Origin of the sequence: Streptomyces sp. CY-1, from assembly GCF_047218265.1 — a bacterium.
GTDB lineage: Bacteria > Actinomycetota > Actinomycetes > Streptomycetales > Streptomycetaceae > Streptomyces > Streptomyces niphimycinicus.
The window spans coordinates 391482-408313 of sequence record NZ_CP178393.1 but is presented as its reverse complement, the minus strand read 5'-3'; the positions used below and the strand labels follow the sequence as shown (position 1 = coordinate 408313).

The window sequence follows — 16832 nt, the reverse complement described above, 5'->3', positions numbered from 1 at the left end:
ACTGGTCTGGCCAGCATCATATTCTGGCTAGTTGAACGAGTGTGTTTCGGTCCGAATACCGCTGTCAAGGGAGTCATCGAGCCGCGGGGACGGCACGTGGAGCGGTACGTTCGGCTACCCGTAGCGGAACGAACCCGCCAGAAAGGTGGATCGTGACAGAAGAGCAGTACTTCCAACCGGTGCGCCCGACCCGTGCCTATGAGGCGGTCGTCGAGCAGGTGGAAGAGACGCTCGCGCGCGGCGCCCTGCGCCCCGGCGACCGGCTGCCGAGCGAACGGGAGCTGATGAGCCAGTTCTCGGTGAGCCGCTCCACCGTGCGTGAGGCCCTGCGGGTGCTGGAGAGCGCGGGCCTGATCCGCTCACGACCGGGCGATCCACGCGGCGCCGAGGTGCTGCCGTACTCGACGAAGAACCTGCGCAAACCCCTTGAACGGCTCGCCGGAAGGGACGGTATCCCGCTCGGCGAACTGATCCAGTTCCGCATGATCCTGGAGGGCTCGGCCAACCGGCTTGCGGCCCGGCTGCGCACCGACGAGCAGGTGGCGGCCATCGAGGCCGCGCTGGAGCGGATGCGGGAGGCGATCGACGAAGGATATGCGGCCTTCAGCGCCGCGGATGTCACCTTCCATGACGTGGTGGCGCAGGCCGGCGGGAACAACCTGATCCAGGTCTGCGGTGAGGTGGTGCGCGGCGCGGTCCTCGCGCTCATCGAGGACAAGCTGAAGCGGACCCCCGACAGCGCCGCGCTGATGCGCGAGTCCGTGGCCCACCACGCCGAGGTGTTCGAGGCGGTGCGCCACGCCGACCCCATACGGGCCGACCGGCTCGCGCGCTGCAACCTCTACGAGTACTACGCCTCGTATGTGAGCGAGGAGAGCAAGCCCATGCTTCAGGCACTCCTCGAGGAGTAGCCGCACCGCGTGTTCGCGGCCCGCTCCGCGCTCACCGCAGGGCCGTTGTCCGCGGGATGTGGTCGGTTTCGCGCTGGGCGGCGTACCAGCCCAGTGCGCGCACCATGGCCTTGTGCGGGGTGGGCGGGAGCAAGGGGGCGAGGGTGTCCCAGGTCTTGTCGACGAGTTCGCGGGCCTCGGCCATGCACGCGTCGAGGGCTCCGCTGCGCGTCAGCAGGTCGGACGCCCGGAGCGCACCGCTGTCGGAGCACTGCCGGAGGGCGTCGCGCAGACGTTTGCGGTCGGCGGTGTCGAGGAGGCCGGTGGCGTGGGCCACGGGGTAGGTGACCTCACCGTTGTGGAGGTCTTCGGCGGGGGAGCGGGTGGTGATGCCCTGCCGGTGTTCGTCGGGGGTGCACTGCCCGTACAGGTCGAAGACGTCGTCGGTGATCTGGTAGGCGATTCCGACGGCTTCGAAGTACGCGCAGATCGCTGCGAGTTGTCTCTCGTCGGCGCCGCCGAGGATCGCCGAGACCTCGGCGGTGCTGCGGACGAGCATGCCCGTCTTGAGCCGGTGGGCGGTGCGGATCTGGTCGAGGAGAGGGCGGGCGTCACCGGTTGCCACGGCTTGGTCGAACGCGGTGTGGTGCCCGGCGAGGTCGAGGGCCTGACCGGCGTGGGCGGCACGCAGATCCCGCAGATAGAGCCGGTAGATGCGCAGCATGGTGGCGGGGTCGGCCTGCGGCACGCGCTGGATGAGGGCGTCGAAGGTGTAGTAGCCGAGCGTGCCGGCGGTGATCGCGGGAGCGGTGCCGAAGATCTCGTGGACACTCGGACGGCCGCGCCGGGTGGGCGAGTTGTCCTGGATGTCATCGATGACCAGCGCCGAGACATGGAGCAGCTCGGTGACCGCGGTCAGCGGCCGGTAGGGCTCGGGGTCGGCGCCGAGAAGGCAGAGGACGGCCGCGGCCACGTAGGGGCGCCAGGAGCGTCCGGGGTTGTCCAGCAGATGCAGAAGGGGAGCGGCGACCGCCTGGTGGAGGCGGATCCGGGCGGCACTGTCCAGGTCCGTTCCGCCGCTGGTGCCGGTGAGCAGGCCCAGCGCGGTCTCGTCGGTGGCATCGGTGGAATAGAGCGCGGCGGCTTCCGTGCGGGCGATGTCATGGGTGCGGCGCATGTAGTGCTCGATATCGCCGATGGTGTTGGTCGGCAGGGTCTGAAGAAATGCCGTCCCGGCCACCGACGTGTTTCCCAGGACGCCGCGCACGGTGGCGGGGCTCTCCCAAAAGGCGCGTCCCACGATCAGGGTGCGGACCTCGCCCTCCGCCGCCGGAGCGATCACCTCGACATCCAGGCCGAGGTCGGGGACGCGCACGCGCACCGCGGTGGGGTAGGTGTTGAGGGTGGCCAGCGAGGTCCAGTGGCGTACGGGCTGCCAGTCCACGTCGTGGTAGCTGACGCCGCCGTCCGGGGCAACCGCCGTGGCGCGGGTGAATTCCAGCGTGGTGGCGCCCGTGGCGGGATCGGTGTTGCGCGCGTGAATGGAGCTGATCTCCCAGCCGTTGCCGAGCTGGATACCGGCCCACTCCCAGGTGTGGTCCGGCGTTCCCGGGGTCCGCTCGACGTCGTAGTAGGTACTGCCCCAGTCCTGCTCGAACCAGGCGTGCCCCTCCACCCGTCTTTGGGTGCCGTCCGCCCGACGCAGGGTCCCATGGGCGTGCAGCCGGGGCATGAAGTACGACGTCATCGCGTCCGCGTCGGTCGGAAGCCGCCCCGGATAGCGCCCGCGGGCGTCGAACTGCGGGACCGCCGCCTTGACGGGGGTGAGAAGAAGCTCGAAGCGTTCCCTGTCCTGGAAGGCCAGGCGGTAGCCGTCCTCCGTACGGCGCAGCGCGGCCACCTCCCCGAAGGACATGTCCAGCGTTTCGGCCGACTCCACCACCGGCTCGGGCAGCGGCCGGTCGGGCAGCAGCGGCCCCTCGGCGAGGGCCTCCGCCAGGGCCTCGCGGACCCGGTGATCCTGCGCGGTGTCGCCGCGGAGCGCCTCGCGGACCGCACGGTGCATGGTGGGCGTGAGCCAGGCGCCGTGGGAGACCCCTGCCGGGCCCGAGCACGTGGACACCACGCCGTACCCGGGACCGGCCGCGCGGTCCCGCACATCGTGGTGTTTCAGGACGCTGACCATCCACGTGTACTCGTCGCCGCTCTCATCCCGCAGATGCCCGTTGAGATACCACCCTTCGGCACCCGCCGAAGGGTGCGGCAGGCCCATGGGCGCTGAACCGGCGGTGTGCTGCGGTACGGCCTGCGAGGGGCCCTGCGCCGGGGGATGGGACGCGGAGATGGTCATGCCGGAAACCTAGACGTCCGCAGCCCGCTCACCGGGTGCTGCCGTACCGGCCCCACCTCATCGGATGACAGCGCGGCCCGGATTTCGGGTCGTCACCGTGCCCTCGGCGCCGCCCGCTCGTTATAGCGGGACGCCAAGGGGAGGAGGCCCTCGATGGAGGTGACCGGCGTGTACCACGCTTACGGCCGGCGTGCGGTGCTGGGCGGTGTCGACCTCCGACTGCGCCCCGGTGTACTGGCCGGAATAGTCGGGGAGAACGGCGCGGGCAAGACGACCCTGCCGCGGATTCTCTCCGGCGAACTGGCCCCCGATCGCGGCACGGTCCGCCACCACGGCGGTTTCGGGTACTGCCCGCAGGCCGCCGTCCTCAACGACGCGCTCACCGTCCGCCAGCATCTGAAGTACTTCCAGGTCGCCTACGGCCTCAGTGACCTGGTGCGAGCCGAAGAAATCATGGAGGCACTCCAGTTCAGCGAGTACGCCGACGAGCGGGCCGGAGTCCTCAGCGGCGGAACCCGGCAGAAACTGAACCTCACCCTGGCCCTCATGGACAACCCGCGGACACTGCTGCTGGACGAGCCCTACCAGGGCTTCGACTGGGAGACCTACCAGCGGTTCTGGGACCTGGCCACCCGGCTGCGCGAGGACGGCCGATCGGTCCTCGTGGTCTCCCACCTGGCCTACGACGCCGAACGCCTCGACACCTTGTGGCGCCTGGACGGGGGCCGTCTGCACGGGCAGATCACGGAGCCCACCGCATGACACCTCCCCGAGCCGTACGCCGCGACCGCACCCTTTTCCTGACCGCGGCCCGCTACGCGCTGATCGAGCACCTGCGCAACCGCTTCGCCATGGTCCTCATCGCCCTGTTCATCCCCGTGTGGACCGCGCTGGCGTTCTGGTCCGTACCCAGCACCCCCACCCGCTTCCGGCTGCGTGCGACCGGCCGGCTGCTCACCCCGCACGGCAACCAGCTCACCGAGATCACCGGCGCACTCAACGCCGTCACCCTGATCGTCGGCTTCATGATGTTCGCGGCCTCTTTCGCGGGCGGCCACTTCGACCGCCGACTGGCCCTGGCCGGCTACTCCGCACCCATCTCGTCCTCGCCAAGCTCACCTCCTTGACGCTGGCCTCCGCCGCCGTGGCCACCTACGCGACCATCCTCACCCGTACCTTCTGGGCACCCGAGCAGCCCACCCTGCTCGCCGCCGCCCTCTTCTGCGCCGGTATCACCTATGGCGTCCTGGGCGTGGCCTTCGGCTCACTGCTGCGCCGTGAGGTGGAGGGCATGTTCGCCATCGTGATGACCAGCGTGATCGACCTCGCCCTGCAAAATCCCCTCTACAGCTCCGGCTCCGACGGCAGCGTGGTGCGCTATCTGCCCTCCTACGGTGCGATGCAGGCCGCCACCGGCGCCGGGTTCTCCAGCACTCCGCTTCCGAAGTACCTCGCCATCCAGGCCGGATGGTTCACCGCCGCCGCACTCATCGCCCTCCTTGCCTTCCACTGCCGCACCCGAAACACCCTCGGCAAGAGCGGACGGCCGCGCTCGTGGCGGCCCGTCGAACTCGTCTAGTCCGCTGGGCCGCGCCCTCCCCGGGTGGGATTCGCTTGGATTTCCACCCGGGGGAGGGGCTGCGTTCAGGCCCGAGGGGCTGGGCTCAGGCCGTGGAGATGGCGGCGTTCATCTCCCACATGAGCACCTCGGCGCCGTCGGGGCCGCCGGTGACGCGCTGGCCCTCCGCGCCGGTGACACGGACCGCGTCGCCGGTGGCCAGTGCTCCCGCGCCCTCCAGCTCGGCGCTGCCGCGCGCGACGAAGAGGTGGACGAAGGGAGCGGTGACGATCTCCAGGGTCTCGGCGGGGCGGATGCGGGCCACGTGCAGGGCGGCGTGCTTCTGCCGGATGCCGATCGCCCGCTGGTTGCCGTGCTCGGGCATACCGGAGGCGAGAGTGGCCCAGCCGCCGAGGGCGAGTTCGTCGTTGATGTCGAGCTGCTCGTAGCCGGGGCGGATACCGGACTCGTCGGGGATGGTCCACATCTGGATGAAATGGACGGGGTCATCGTGCTCGGGCCGACCGGTAAGGGTCCAGGAGTCGTTCTTCTCGCTGTGGAGGATGCCGGTGCCGGCGCTCATCCGCTGGGCGAGGCCGGGGTAGATCACCCCGTTGTGGCCCTCGGAGTCCTGGTGGACGAGGCCGCCGTCGAGGACCCAGGTGATGATCTCCATGTCCCGGTGGGGGTGGGTCTCGAAGCCGGTGCCGGGGGCGACGACATCGTCATTGGAGACCAGCAGAAGCCCGAAGTGGGTGTTCTTGGGGTCCCAGTGGCGCGAGAAGGAGAAGGAGTGATGGGAGTCGAGCCAGCCGGCGCGGGTGTGGAAACGCTCGTTGGCGCGCCGGATGTCGAGCAGGGAGGCCATGGTGGTGGTGTCCTTTCTGTCCGTGCGGCCGGGGGTGTCGACCGGTGATGTAGTTGAACGTTATACAACATCGCGAGCCGAATCATTCCCGTCACTCCCGGTCGGCGGCATCATCGTCGCCCCCGGCTGCACGGCCCCTGCCAAGATCGCCGACGGCAACCCCTACGGCACTTCCGGGTCGAGACGCGCGGCCGTTCGCTCGACAAGCTGTCCGGTGCCCAGGTGACCGCGGTGGCCCCTCGCGTCACCCCGCCATGAGGTGGCCGCGCCCGGCTCGCCCCGCCGCGGGCTGCGCGCACGGCAAGCTGCGTGACGCTGTCGGGAATCTTGCAGTTTCCGAGCTCAGGCGGTGCAGGTCGGACGGTGCAGGTAGGCGCCGACGGGTGGGCCGACGACCTTGCCCGCCTGGAGGATGTGGTGGCCCCTCAAGAAGGTGTCGGTGACCTGGGCGGTCAGCTCGAAGCCTTCGAAGGGGGTGTACTGCTGCGTCGATTCCGATTCGGCGGCGCGCACGGTCCAGGTGCGGCCCGGGTCGACCAGGGCGATGTCGGCGTCGAAGCCGGGGGCGAGGCTGCCCTTGGTGCGCAGCCCGTAGCGCCGGGCCGGGTTCCAGGAGGTCAGCGCGGCGACCCGGCCCAGTGGCAGGCCGCGTTTCGTTCCCTCGGTGAGCAGGCCGGGGAGGAGGTACTCGGCGCCGCCGAAGCCGGCCTTGGCGAGGAAGACATCGTCCTCGGGCACGCCGAACTTCACCTCCTCGCGGCAGCACGCGTGGTCGCTGACGACCCAGTCGACGGTGCCGTCGAGCATGTACTCCCAGAGCGCCTCGACGTCGTCGCGGGGCCGCAGCGGCGGGTTGACCTTGCCGCCGAGGCCGCGTGCGGTGGTGATGTCGGCGAGCAGATGCCCGACGGTCACCTCACGGCGGAAGTCGATGTGCGGGAACGCCCGGCTCATCCGCACGGCCGCGTCGACCGCCTTGCGGGACGACAGGTGCAGCAGGTTGATCGTGGGCAGCCCGGTCTCGTGTGCCAGGTAGGAGGCGACGGCGACCGCGAGGCCCTCGGAGTGCTGCGGCCGGGAGGCGCTGTAGGCGGCGAGCCCGGTCAGGTCACCCGACTCCTCGACCAGCCTGGTGTACGCGGTCATGATCTCGGCGGTCTCGCAGTGCAGGGAGAGGGAGATCTCGTCGGCGAGGCCGGGGAACCGCTCGTGGGCGGCCCGCACCCCGCGCATGACGAATTCGAAGTGCGCGTAGTCGTACCGCTCGTCCTCGGGGAGCATCAGGAACGCGTTCTGGTCGGCCGACCTGCCGTGGAGGCCGTGGCTGCCGTAGAACATGAAGACCTTGAACGAGGTGACGCCGAACCGCTCGATCAGGTCGGGAATCTCGTCGATGTGAGCGCGCGAGATCGGCGCGAGGTGGAAACCGTAGTCGACGTGGGCGCGGCCGGAAGCGGCGGCCAGCACCTCGGGGAAGAAGTCGGCGTACGCACCGGCCTTGTTGAGGTAGTAGCGGCCGGTCCGGGTGTAGGTCAGGGCGCTGGTGACGCCTCCCTGTGCGCACGCGCGGCTCTCGCCGGCCGCGTCCTCGGACAGCGGGTGGTAGATCCCCCAGTGCTGGTGGGCGTCGACGACACCGGGGAACGCCAGCCTGCCGCCGGCGTCGACCACCCGACGGGCGCCTTCCGTGGCGATGCCGGAGGCTACGGCGGCGATCCGGCCTCCTTGGACGGCGATGTCCGCGGGGCGCGCGTCATCGTGGTCGTGGGCGACGACACGGGCGTTCTTCACCACCAGGTCGTATGCGGTCATGCGGGCCTCCCCCTCTGTCGTCCTCAGTTCGTCATGCGCCGATCACCCGGTTCTCCTCGGCCCAGAAGACGAGCCGCTTCTGGGCGAACCGGATGACGAAGTGGGCGATCAGCCCCAGCACGGAGAGCACCACCAGCACGGCGAACATCCCGGCGATGTCGAAGTTGTAGTTGGTCTGGAGCAGGAGGTATCCCAGGCCCTCCGTCGCGCCGATGAACTCGCCGACGACGGCGCCGAGGATCGCGAAGACGATCCCGATGTCCAGGCCGGCGAAGATGAAGGGGAGCGCGCTCGGCAGCCGCACCATCCGGAACACCTGGAACCTTCCGGCGCCGAACACCGTGAGCATCTGGATCCGGTCGGCGTCGGCCGAGCGCAGCCCCTCGATGACGTTGATCAGCACGGGGAAGAACGAGATCACCGCCGCCATGACGACCTTGCTCGTCATGCCGAAGCCGAACCAGACGACGAACAGCGGCGCGAGCGCCACCTTGGGCACCGTCTGGAAGGCGACGACATACGGCATGAAGGTGCGCTCGATCAGCCGCACCTGGGAGATCGCGGTGCCCAGCACCAGTGCCGCCGCCACTCCGAGCAGAAAGCCGTAACTCGACTCCAGGACCGTCACCTTCAGATGTCCCCAGAACAACGGGTCCGCCAACTGCGTGCGGAGGGCGTCGAGGATCTGCGAGGGGCGCGGTAGCACATAGTCGTCGATACCGAAGGCGGGGACCGCGAACTCCCAGGTCAGCATGGTGACGACGAAGACGGCGGGAGCGAGCAGCAGTTCGGGGCGCTCTCGCAGGTCCACGCGGAGCCGCCGCTTGCCGAGCCGCCTCATGAGTCGATCACCCAGGTGGCGTGGAAATGCCGGCGGATCCGCTCGACGAAGACCCCGGCGCGGTCCGAGGCCATCGCGCCGAGTGTGCGCGGGCGCTCGAGCTCGATGTCGACGATCTCGGCTATGCGGCCGGGGCGGGGGCTGAGAACCACGACCCGGTCGGAGAGGAAGACCGCCTCGGGGATGGAGTGGGTGACGAACACGACGGTCCGGCCGCTCTCCCGCCAGATCCTCAGCAACTCGACGTTCAACGACTCGCGCGTCAGGGCGTCGAGTGCGCCGAAGGGCTCGTCCATCAGCAGCACGGCCGGGTCGTGCACCAGGGCCCGGCAGATTCCGGCGCGCTGCTGCATCCCGCCGCTCAGCTCATGTGGGTGGCTGCCCTCGAAGCCGTCGAGGCCCACCATCGCGAGCAGCCGCTCGGCCCGCTCCCGGTACACCGAGGCGTCGAGCTTCCGTACCTCCACCGGCACCATCACGTTCTGCAACACGGTGCGCCAGGGCAGGAGGGTCGGCGTCTGGAAGACCATGCCCACCTCGGGCAGCGGCCCCGTCACATCGCGGCCGGCGACGCGGACCGCCCCCTGGCTCCTGGAGACGATCCCGGCGAGGATCTTGAGCAGGGTGGTCTTGCCGCACCCCGACGGGCCGACGACCGACAGGAACTCGCCGCGTCGGACCGTGAAGGTGACGTCCGAGAGCGCGTGGGTCGGCTCCGACCTGCGCGGCCGGTAGGTCTTGTGCAGTCCGGTGACCTCGATCCAGCGGTCTTCGTCCACGGTCCCCCCGCTCTCCTGTTCTCCCCGTCTTCCCGCGTCACCCGGCGGCCTTCGCCTTCGCGATCACGGCCGCCGGGTCGAAGTCGTTCGCGCCCCCCAGCAGGCTGCCGTCCCATAGCTCCGGGAGGGGGACGTCCTTGGTGATCTGGCCCGCCGTCCTGGTGTAGGCGACCGTCTTGTCCCACTCCACGTCGCTGATCGCACCCCAGTCCTCGAAGTTCTCGGGCTCACCGGTGGCGGGCACCGCGGTCTTGATCCACGCCTCGAGGGTCCTGGTGTCGTCGGCGATGCGATCGTCGGCCTTCTTGCCGGTCAGCAGCTTGGGGAAGGTCTGGTAGCCGTCGCGCATCGCGGCCTCGGGATTGACGGCGGAGAAGAGCAGTGCCTTGTAGGAGGCGCGCAAGTAGCGCGTCAGCACCTCCTTCTTCTCCTTCAGGGTCTTCTCGGTCACCGTGTAGGTCAGGGATCGGATGCCGTCGAACGCGTCGGAGTTGTCGAGATAGCGCAGCTCGGTGCCCGTGTTCTCGATGGTGGTGTACGCCTGGGTGTACAGGGCGAGCACATCGACCCTGCCGTCCTCCAGAGCGGCCAGGGCCTGCGCCCCCACGCCGACCGGCAGCAGGTCGATGTCCTTGGCCGCGTCCAGCCCGGCGTCGCTCGCGTACGCACGGGCGTAGATGGCCGAGCCGGAGGCGAGGCTGATGACCCCGATCTTCTTGCCCTTGAGGTCGGCCGGGCTCCTGACCTCACTGCCGGGCCGGACGGCCATGCGCCACGGCCAGTTCCGTACCAGGCCCCCGATGACCTTCACCGGGACACCCTTCTCCCGTGCGGCGAGGATGGCTCCCGCGTCGGCCGGCGCGATGTCGGCGCTGCCCGAGGCGACGGCCTGGACCGCTGCCACCGACCCGTCGGTGTTGATCACCTCGACTTTCAGCTTCTCCTCGGCCAGATAGCCCTCGGCGTCGCCCACCGCGTGGGTGGCGACCTCTTCCTTGGGGGCGATCACGGCCGAGGGAACGGCGAGTTGGAGCGTCGCCCGGACGCCCGAGCCACCTTCGGAGGACGACGAGGGCCCGTCCGCGCAGGCGGAGAGCGCCGCGAGGACGGCGACGCCGAGGCCGAGCCGCAAGGACAGCTTCATGTTTCCTGCCTTTCGTGGCCGTGCCGCTCGATGAGGTCGGCGGCGGTGCGCAGCCCGTCGCGGGCCCGGATGGTCCTGGAGGCTTCCGTCAGCCTGTTCCGCAGGCGGGTGCTGCCGAGCAACTCCGCCACAGCGCCGTGCAGTTGAGCGTCGGTGAAGCGGTAGGGGTCGAGACGGACGCCGTAGCCGAGTTCGGCGATCCGCTGTGCGTTGTCGTACTGGTCCCAGAACAGCGGGAGCACGATCATGGGCTTGCCGAAGTGGAGGCTTTCGGTGGTCGTGTTGTTGCCGCCGTGGGTGATGACGAGGTCGACGAGCGGGAGGATCCGCGTCTGCGGGAGGAACTCCGCGCCCCACATGGTGGGAGGCAGCTCGATCTCGTCGTGCAGCGGACCCTTGGAGACGATGTAGCGGTGCGGGGTGCGCGCCAGGGAGGCGATGATCCGGCGCATGAGGCCGACGTCGGCGGAGCCCAGGGAGCCCAGGCTGAAGTAGATCAGCGCGCTGCCCTCGGGCCGTTCGGGCCACTCCGGCGGCAGGGCGAACTCCTCGTCGGTCTCGCGGACCGAGGAGTCCAGCCGGTGCCAGGCAGGGCCCAGCGGGCGGGCTTCGGCGTAGTCGGCGATCTCCGGGTAGACGTACAGGTTCAGCTCGCCGTCGTGGATGAACTCCAGGTCGGGCAGCGGCCTCGCGCCCTGGTCCACGACCCAGGCGTTGAACTCGGACCAGAGCTCGCGATGCGTGCGGTCGTACTCGGCACGGAACTCGGCCCAGCCCGCACGGTCACCGGCCGGGTACCCGGAGAAGGGCGGGGGAATGTGTTCGCCCTTCACCTCCAGCGGGTTGCAGGAGACGATCCGTACGAAGGGCACGTCCGCCGTGGTCAGTGCGGGGAAGCAGACGACGTTGTCCTCGACGATCACGTCCGGCCGGACCCGGTCGACGATTCTCTTGAGCCGAGGTTCGCAGTACCGGGCGCCGGCGACCAGTTCCTCCCAGACCGGCCTGACCCACGTGCCCAACTGCTCGATCGTGGGCTTTTGGAACTCGGGGGCGGTCTCCCGTACGAAGTCCTTCCAGAACTGGCCCGCCTCCTGGGGCGTTTCGGGCGGCGGGGCCAGGTCGACCAGGTCCTCCTCGAAGCCGAGCGGGGCGAGCCTGCCCTTCCACGACGCCTCCGCCGCGAACACCACGCGGTGGCCCCGTCGGCGCAGTACGTCGCCTATGCCGACGCAGTTGTTGGTCGGGCCGTACGCGCTCTCCGGCGCGAAGAGGATGGTCAGGGGTCCGCTCAAGGGGTGTCTCCCGTCGTCTCGATCAGTACCGCGCTCTCCGGGGCCCACGACAGCGCGACGCGGGCGCCGGAGTTCACCGTGGCCGGGCCCGCCACGGTCAGCAGGACCGGCCGGTCCAGACCGGGGACCGTGACCGCGATCCTCGAGGAGCCGCCGAAGTAACTGATGTCCAACACCGTGCCGTGCAAGGAAGCGTCCGCCTCCCCGGCGGCGAGCCGGATGCTCTCCGGGCGTACGCCGACCAGCCCCGCCGTGTCACCGGCCGGGGCGGGCAGCACACCGACGCCGGGTACGTCGAGTCCGCCGGAGGGCAGCAGCCGTCCGCGGAAGAGGTTGTTGGCGCCGACGAAGCCCGCGACGAACCGGCCCCGAGGGTGCCGGTAGAGCTCGACGGGGGTGTCGACCTGCTGGACGCGCCCCCGGTCCAGGACGGCGATCCGGTCGGCGAGCGACATGGCCTCCTCCTGATCGTGGGTGACGACGAGGAAGGTGATGCCCACCTGGTGCTGGAGGCGCTTGAGCTCCAGTTGCATCTCGGCGCGGACCTGTTTGTCGAGCGCCGACAGCGGCTCGTCGAGCAGCAGCACACGGGGGCGTTTGACGATGGCACGGGCGAGGGCGACCCGCTGCCGCTGCCCGCCGGAGAGCTGGTGCGGCCGTCTGCGGGCCTGTGCTGTCAGCCCGACGGTGGCAAGGACTGCCGCGACCCGTTCGCCGATCTCCGCCCGGGCGAGCCCTTCCCGCGCCAGCCCGTACGCGATGTTCTTCTCCACGTTCATGTGCGGGAACAGCGCGTAGGACTGGAACATGAGGTTGACCGGCCGCCGGTGCGCGGGCACGCCCAGCAGGTCCCGGCCGTCCAGGGTGACCGTGCCGCTGTCCGGGGCCTCGAATCCGGCGAGGACGCGCAGCAGGGTCGTCTTCCCGCAGCCGCTCGGGCCGAGGAGGGCGAAAAACTCGCCCTCCTCGATCTCCAGGCTCACCCCGTCCAGGGCGGTGACCTCGCCGAACCGCCGGGTGACGGCATGGATACGGATCACAGCGCCTCCGTCAGCCGGCTGACGCGCTGGGCGGCGATCACCACGGTGAAGCTGACCGTGAGCAGCAGGGTGGCGAGCGCGTTGATCTCCGGGGTCACACCGAACCTGATCATCGAGTAGATGACGATCGGCAGAGTGGGATCTTTCGGTCCCGCGGTGAAGAAGGCGATGACGAACTCGTCGAGCGAGAGCGTGAACGTCAGCAGCGCGCCCGCCACGATGCCGGGGGCGAGGGTCGGCAGGGTGATGCGGAGGAACGTGGTGACCTCACCCGCGCCGAGGTCGCGTGAGGCCTCCTCCAAAGAGGGGTCGACATGGGCGATCCGGGTGCGCACGACGGCCGTGACGAAGGCGAGGCCGAAGACGGTATGGGCGAGCAGCACCGACTGCAGGCCGAGGGTGGCCGAGACGAGCGAGTGGAAGGCGAGCAGGCCGATCGCGAGCACGATGTCCGGCAGGACGGCGGGCAGCACCGACAGGGCGGGCAGCAGCCGCGACCGGCTCGCGTGGCGGGCGAGTCCCACGGCGAGCAGTGTGCCGAGGAGGGTGGACAGGGCGGTCGCGCCCGCGGCCACGATCAGCGTGTTGGCCAGGCCCCGCAGGACCTCGTCGTCGCCGGCCAGCGTGCCGTACCAGGCGGTGCTGAACCCGGACCACTGGTAGGGGCTGTCCGAGCGGTTGAAGGACATCACCACGAGCACCACGACGGGCGTGTAGAGGAACGCGTACGTCAACCACAGCGGGAGGAGCGTCGCCCGGCGCATCAGCGGCCGCCCAGCCGGCGCCCGGCCCAGGTCTGCGCCATGAGCAGCAGGACCAGGAACGCCATGAGGGCGAGGGCGAGCACCGAGCCGAACGGCCAGTCCCGTGCCGTGAGGAACTGGTCTCTGATCAGGTTGCCGACCATGACCGTGTGCCCGCCGCCCAGCAGTTCGGGGACGACGAAGTTGCCGAGGCTGGGCACGAAGACGAAGACGCAGCCGGTCAGCACGCCGGGCAGGGTGTGCGGGAGGGTCACGCTCCAGAACGTGCGGGCCGGGCGGGCGCCCAGATCGGCCGAGGCTTCGAGCAGCCGGGGGTCGACCCGCTCGATCGCCGAGTACAGCGGCAGCACCATCAGCGGGAGATAGGCGTAGAGCAGTCCGAGGACGACGGCGGGTTCCGTGTAGAGGAGCTTCAGCGGCCGGTCGATCACCCCGATGCCGGTGAGGGCCGAGTTGACCACACCTCGGCTGGACAGCAGCACGATCCAGGCGTAGGTACGGATCAGGAAGCTGGTCCAGAACGGCAGCACCACCAGGACCAGGGCGACCGTGCGCCATCTGCCGGGCAGCCGGCTGATCGCGTACGCGGTCGGGTAGCCGAGGAGGAGCGCGAGCAGCGTGGTGACGGCGGCGATGCGCAGCGAGTCGGTGAGGACACCGACGTAGAGGGGGTCGGTGAGCCGCGCGAAGTTCTCGCCGGTACGTCCGTCCTCGTACGCGATCCCGCCGAAGCGCCCGCGCCGGAAGACCGTGTAGCCGAACAGCAGGGCCAGCGGCAGCAGGAGCAGGACGGCCAGGTAGGACAGGCCAGGGCCGAGCAGGACGAGACGGGCTCGCACGTGTGGTCTTGCCGCCGCCTTCCCCCGGCGGGCCATCAGCCCGCGGTGACTTCCGTGACGATCCGGGTGTACGCCGCCGCGTCGTCCCCGAGGTCGACGACGGACTCCCCCTCGAGCAGTTGCCCGGGGGGCATGGCGAGTGCGGGGTAGCTCTTCAGCAGCGCCGGGTCGAGTTCGGCCATGGCGGCGGTGTTGGGGACCTTGTAGAAGATGTTCGAGGCGACCCAGGAGTGCACCTTCGCGTCGAGGACGTAGTCGATGAAGGCGTGTGCCGCCTCCTTGTTCTTCGACGACTTGAGGATGACCATCGTGTCGGTCCAGAGGTCGCTGCCCTCCTTGGGGACGACGAAGCCGATCCTCTTGTCGTCGGTCGGGCACCAGCCGTCCCAGGCCTCCGCCAGCACGGCCTCCCCGGAGGTGAGCCGGTCGCCGAACGTGGTGTCGTCGTAGGCGAGGAGCCCGTCCTTCGCGGTGAGGAGCAACTTCTTGACCTGGGCGAGCTGTTGCTTGTCGGTGGTGTTCACCGAGTAGCCGAGCGCCTTCTGCGCGGGGAGGAAGAGCCAGCGTTCGGTCTTCAGCATGGTGGCCTTGCCCTTGACCGCGGGGCGCGGCTTGAGCAGGTCGTTCCAGCTATCGGGGGTGTGGCCGACGAGGTCCTTGCGGTAGCAGAGCCCGGTGGTGCCCCAGGTGTACGGGACGGAAATGGCGTTGCCCTTGTCATGGGCGAGCCGGGCGGCGAGCGGGTCCAGGTTCTTGAGGTGCGGGACCAGATCGTGGTGGATGGGTTCGAGCAGCCCCTGCGCCGCGAGTGCCTGCGCGTACTGGCCCGATACGAACGCCACGTCGATGCCGCTGTCGGCGGAGGCGGTCAGTTTGGCGACGATCTCCTCGTTGGTGCTGTGCTTGGCGACGGTCATGGGCGTGCCGACGGCCGACTTGAACCGGGCGGGGAGGTCCTTCGGCATATAGCCGTCCCAGTTCGAGACGGTGAGCCGCTGCTTGCTCAGATCGGCCTCGGGGTCGAGCGACGCGGAGGCGGCGGGGCCGCTTCCGCCCGGTTGGCCGTCGCCGCCGCATGCGGGGAGAAGGAGCGCGAGGACGGCAGCCGTCGCCGCCATGGACACGTGCCTGAACCTCAGTGCGCCTAACACGCCACTCCCTTGCTGTCGCTTGCTGTCGAGATCAGCCGGCTGAGCGTGGGTCGTGCCCGGTTCGCCGAACGGCTCGCGGGCAGGCATCGGTTTCCGGAGTTTCGCACTATTGGCATGCACCGGGCAAGACGGCCGTTTCGTCCGGCCTCGTTCTTGTCCTGTGCGGACGGAGGAACCGCGCCCGGGCACGCAAGCTAGCTATATTGTCTAGAAGTAGAATTTTCGTTGATGATGTGAGCGCGGGACGCGGGCCATGCCTCAGGGCGACGGTGTGCAGGCGATCCGGGCGACGGGAACAACCTTCGAGAAAGCGGACCTCACCCCATGACCACCACCCCCTCCACCACTACCGGGACGCTCGCCGACCCCGACACCCCCTTCGCGGTCGTCGACGTACACAAGACGCTGCGCAACATCGACCGCCTCGCGGCCAGGGCCGACCGCCTCGGCGTCGCCTTGCGGCCGCACGTCAAGACGGCCAAGAGCCTTGACATCGCCGCCCTTGTGCACGGCGGCTCGCCCCACCCCGTCACCGTCTCCACGCTCGCCGAAGCCGAGGCGTTCGCCGACGGCGGCTACACCGACATCACCTACGCCGTCGGCATCGCCCCCCATAAACTCCCCCGCGTGATCGCGCTGTTGCGCCGCGGTGTCACCCTCCGCGTCCTGCTGGACAGCACCGAGCAGGCCGCCTTCGTCGCGGAAGCCTCCCATCGGGAGAGCATCAGCATTCCCACCCAGATCGAGATCGACTGCGACGGCCACCGCGGCGGGCTCAAGACCGACGCCCCCGTCCTCGTCGCCATCGCTCGCACCCTGCACGACGCCGGATGCCTGGATGGTGTGCTGACCCACGCGGGCGAGTCCTACTTCGCCCACTCCGCGGAGGAGCAGCGGCTGGCGGCGAAGAACGAGCGCGACACCGCCGTCGCCGCCGCCGAGAAGCTGCGCGCCGCCGGGCTGCCGGTGGCCACCGTCAGCGTCGGCTCGACGCCCACCGCACACGCCGCCGAGGAGCTCACCGGCGTCACCGAACTACGCGCGGGCAACTACGTCTTCTTCGACCTGGTCATGGCCGGTCTCGGAGTGTGCCAGGTCGACGACCTCGCGCTGTCGGTCGTCGTCACCGTCATCGGACATCGTCCCGAGTACGGCTGGATCGTCACCGACGGCGGCTGGATGGCGATGTCCCGCGACCGCGGCACGGCGGCGCAGCCGCAGGACCAGGGGTACGGCCTGGTCACCGACCTGGCGGGGGATCTGATCCCCGGCCTGGTCATGAGTGCCGCGAGCCAGGAACACGGCACCATCACCGCCCGCGACGGCGCCACCCTGCCCGACCTGCCCGTCGGCACCCGGCTGCGCGTCCTGCCCAACCACGCCTGCGCCACAGCCGCCCAACACCGCGGCTACCACGTCATCGACAGTGGCCGGACGGCGACGGACGCACCCGTCGTCCAGGCCGTCTGGGACCGCATCAGCGGCTGGTGACCAGCCGGCA

14 protein-coding genes and 1 pseudogene are annotated in these 16832 nt (G+C 69.8%); 4 read left to right on the top strand and 11 right to left on the bottom strand.

The window, feature by feature from the left end:
- The first annotated feature begins 152 nt into the window (after nt 1-152).
- On the top strand, nt 153-911 hold the full coding sequence (locus ACK1X7_RS01900; RefSeq protein WP_385148809.1) for a FadR/GntR family transcriptional regulator: 759 nt from the start codon (nt 153-155) through the stop codon (nt 909-911).
- 31 nt (nt 912-942) lie between these two features.
- Here the strand turns inward: ACK1X7_RS01900 and ACK1X7_RS01895 are convergent, their stop codons facing one another.
- Nucleotides 943-3240: a polyprenyl synthetase family protein gene (locus tag ACK1X7_RS01895; protein ID WP_398159210.1), complete on the bottom strand. Its 2298-nt coding sequence runs from the start codon at nt 3238-3240 to the stop codon at nt 943-945.
- Between the two features lie 153 nt (nt 3241-3393).
- Here ACK1X7_RS01895 and ACK1X7_RS01890 point away from each other — a divergent pair, with 153 nt between their 5' ends.
- Nucleotides 3394-4002 (top strand): ATP-binding cassette domain-containing protein, encoded by a 609-nt coding sequence (locus ACK1X7_RS01890; protein WP_413114559.1) that lies wholly within the window; start codon nt 3394-3396, stop codon nt 4000-4002.
- Nucleotides 3999-4819, top strand: a pseudogene (locus ACK1X7_RS01885) (ABC transporter permease). The gene ACK1X7_RS01890 and the pseudogene ACK1X7_RS01885 overlap by 4 nt, the downstream one beginning before the upstream one ends.
- 85 nt (nt 4820-4904) lie before the next feature.
- Here ACK1X7_RS01885 and ACK1X7_RS01880 read toward each other — a convergent pair.
- The 10 genes from ACK1X7_RS01880 to ACK1X7_RS01835 all read right to left on the bottom strand — a co-directional run bounded on the left by ACK1X7_RS01880 (nt 4905) and on the right by ACK1X7_RS01835 (nt 15298).
- Nucleotides 4905-5666, bottom strand: a complete 762-nt coding sequence (locus ACK1X7_RS01880) for a pirin family protein (RefSeq protein ID WP_385148818.1) — start codon at nt 5664-5666, stop codon at nt 4905-4907.
- 342 nt (nt 5667-6008) lie between these two features.
- Complete coding sequence (locus ACK1X7_RS01875) at nt 6009-7478, bottom strand: dihydroorotase (protein WP_413114558.1); 1470 nt, start codon at nt 7476-7478, stop codon at nt 6009-6011.
- A gap of 31 nt (nt 7479-7509) precedes the next feature.
- On the bottom strand, nt 7510-8319 hold the full coding sequence (locus ACK1X7_RS01870; protein WP_385148824.1) for an ABC transporter permease: 810 nt from the start codon (nt 8317-8319) through the stop codon (nt 7510-7512).
- A complete protein-coding gene (locus ACK1X7_RS01865; protein ID WP_390794172.1) occupies nt 8316-9098 on the bottom strand; it encodes an ABC transporter ATP-binding protein in 783 nt (260 codons plus the stop codon). Before ACK1X7_RS01865 ends, ACK1X7_RS01870 begins: the two co-directional genes overlap by 4 nt.
- A gap of 37 nt (nt 9099-9135) precedes the next feature.
- On the bottom strand, nt 9136-10242 hold the full coding sequence (locus tag ACK1X7_RS01860; RefSeq protein WP_413114557.1) for an ABC transporter substrate-binding protein: 1107 nt from the start codon (nt 10240-10242) through the stop codon (nt 9136-9138).
- Nucleotides 10239-11537, bottom strand: coding sequence for a glycosyltransferase (locus tag ACK1X7_RS01855; protein ID WP_385148833.1), 1299 nt, complete (start codon nt 11535-11537; stop codon nt 10239-10241). The genes ACK1X7_RS01860 and ACK1X7_RS01855 overlap by 4 nt, the downstream gene beginning before the upstream one ends.
- Nucleotides 11534-12577, bottom strand: a complete 1044-nt coding sequence (locus tag ACK1X7_RS01850) for an ABC transporter ATP-binding protein (protein WP_398159208.1) — start codon at nt 12575-12577, stop codon at nt 11534-11536. The genes ACK1X7_RS01855 and ACK1X7_RS01850 overlap by 4 nt, the downstream gene beginning before the upstream one ends.
- The gene (locus ACK1X7_RS01845; RefSeq protein WP_398159207.1) at nt 12574-13341 is read right to left on the bottom strand and encodes an ABC transporter permease; all 768 of its coding nucleotides are present in this window, start codon (nt 13339-13341) and stop codon (nt 12574-12576) included. The genes ACK1X7_RS01850 and ACK1X7_RS01845 overlap by 4 nt, the downstream gene beginning before the upstream one ends.
- On the bottom strand, nt 13341-14180 hold the full coding sequence (locus ACK1X7_RS01840) for an ABC transporter permease (RefSeq protein ID WP_385158134.1): 840 nt from the start codon (nt 14178-14180) through the stop codon (nt 13341-13343). Before ACK1X7_RS01840 ends, ACK1X7_RS01845 begins: the two co-directional genes overlap by 1 nt.
- Nucleotides 14181-14215: 35 nt before the next feature.
- On the bottom strand, nt 14216-15298 hold the full coding sequence (locus ACK1X7_RS01835) for a polyamine ABC transporter substrate-binding protein (protein WP_385158132.1): 1083 nt from the start codon (nt 15296-15298) through the stop codon (nt 14216-14218).
- Nucleotides 15299-15655: 357 nt separating this feature from the next.
- Here ACK1X7_RS01835 and ACK1X7_RS01830 point away from each other — a divergent pair, with 357 nt between their 5' ends.
- A complete protein-coding gene (locus ACK1X7_RS01830; protein ID WP_413114556.1) occupies nt 15656-16822 on the top strand; it encodes a DSD1 family PLP-dependent enzyme in 1167 nt (388 codons plus the stop codon).
- Nucleotides 16823-16832: the final 10 nt, after the last annotated feature.

Coding starts and splice junctions, on each gene's coding strand:
- ACK1X7_RS01875 (WP_413114558.1), bottom strand. CDS start 7,478: ATGACCGCATACGACCTGGTGGTGAAGAACGCCCGTGTCGTCGCCCAC.
- ACK1X7_RS01845 (WP_398159207.1), bottom strand. CDS start 13,341: ATGCGCCGGGCGACGCTCCTCCCGCTGTGGTTGACGTACGCGTTCCTC.
- ACK1X7_RS01870 (WP_385148824.1), bottom strand. CDS start 8,319: ATGAGGCGGCTCGGCAAGCGGCGGCTCCGCGTGGACCTGCGAGAGCGC.
- ACK1X7_RS01860 (WP_413114557.1), bottom strand. CDS start 10,242: ATGAAGCTGTCCTTGCGGCTCGGCCTCGGCGTCGCCGTCCTCGCGGCG.
- ACK1X7_RS01880 (WP_385148818.1), bottom strand. CDS start 5,666: ATGGCCTCCCTGCTCGACATCCGGCGCGCCAACGAGCGTTTCCACACC.
- ACK1X7_RS01895 (WP_398159210.1), bottom strand. CDS start 3,240: ATGACCATCTCCGCGTCCCATCCCCCGGCGCAGGGCCCCTCGCAGGCC.
- ACK1X7_RS01835 (WP_385158132.1), bottom strand. CDS start 15,298: ATGGCGGCGACGGCTGCCGTCCTCGCGCTCCTTCTCCCCGCATGCGGC.
- ACK1X7_RS01890 (WP_413114559.1), top strand. CDS start 3,394: ATGGAGGTGACCGGCGTGTACCACGCTTACGGCCGGCGTGCGGTGCTG.
- ACK1X7_RS01830 (WP_413114556.1), top strand. CDS start 15,656: ATGACCACCACCCCCTCCACCACTACCGGGACGCTCGCCGACCCCGAC.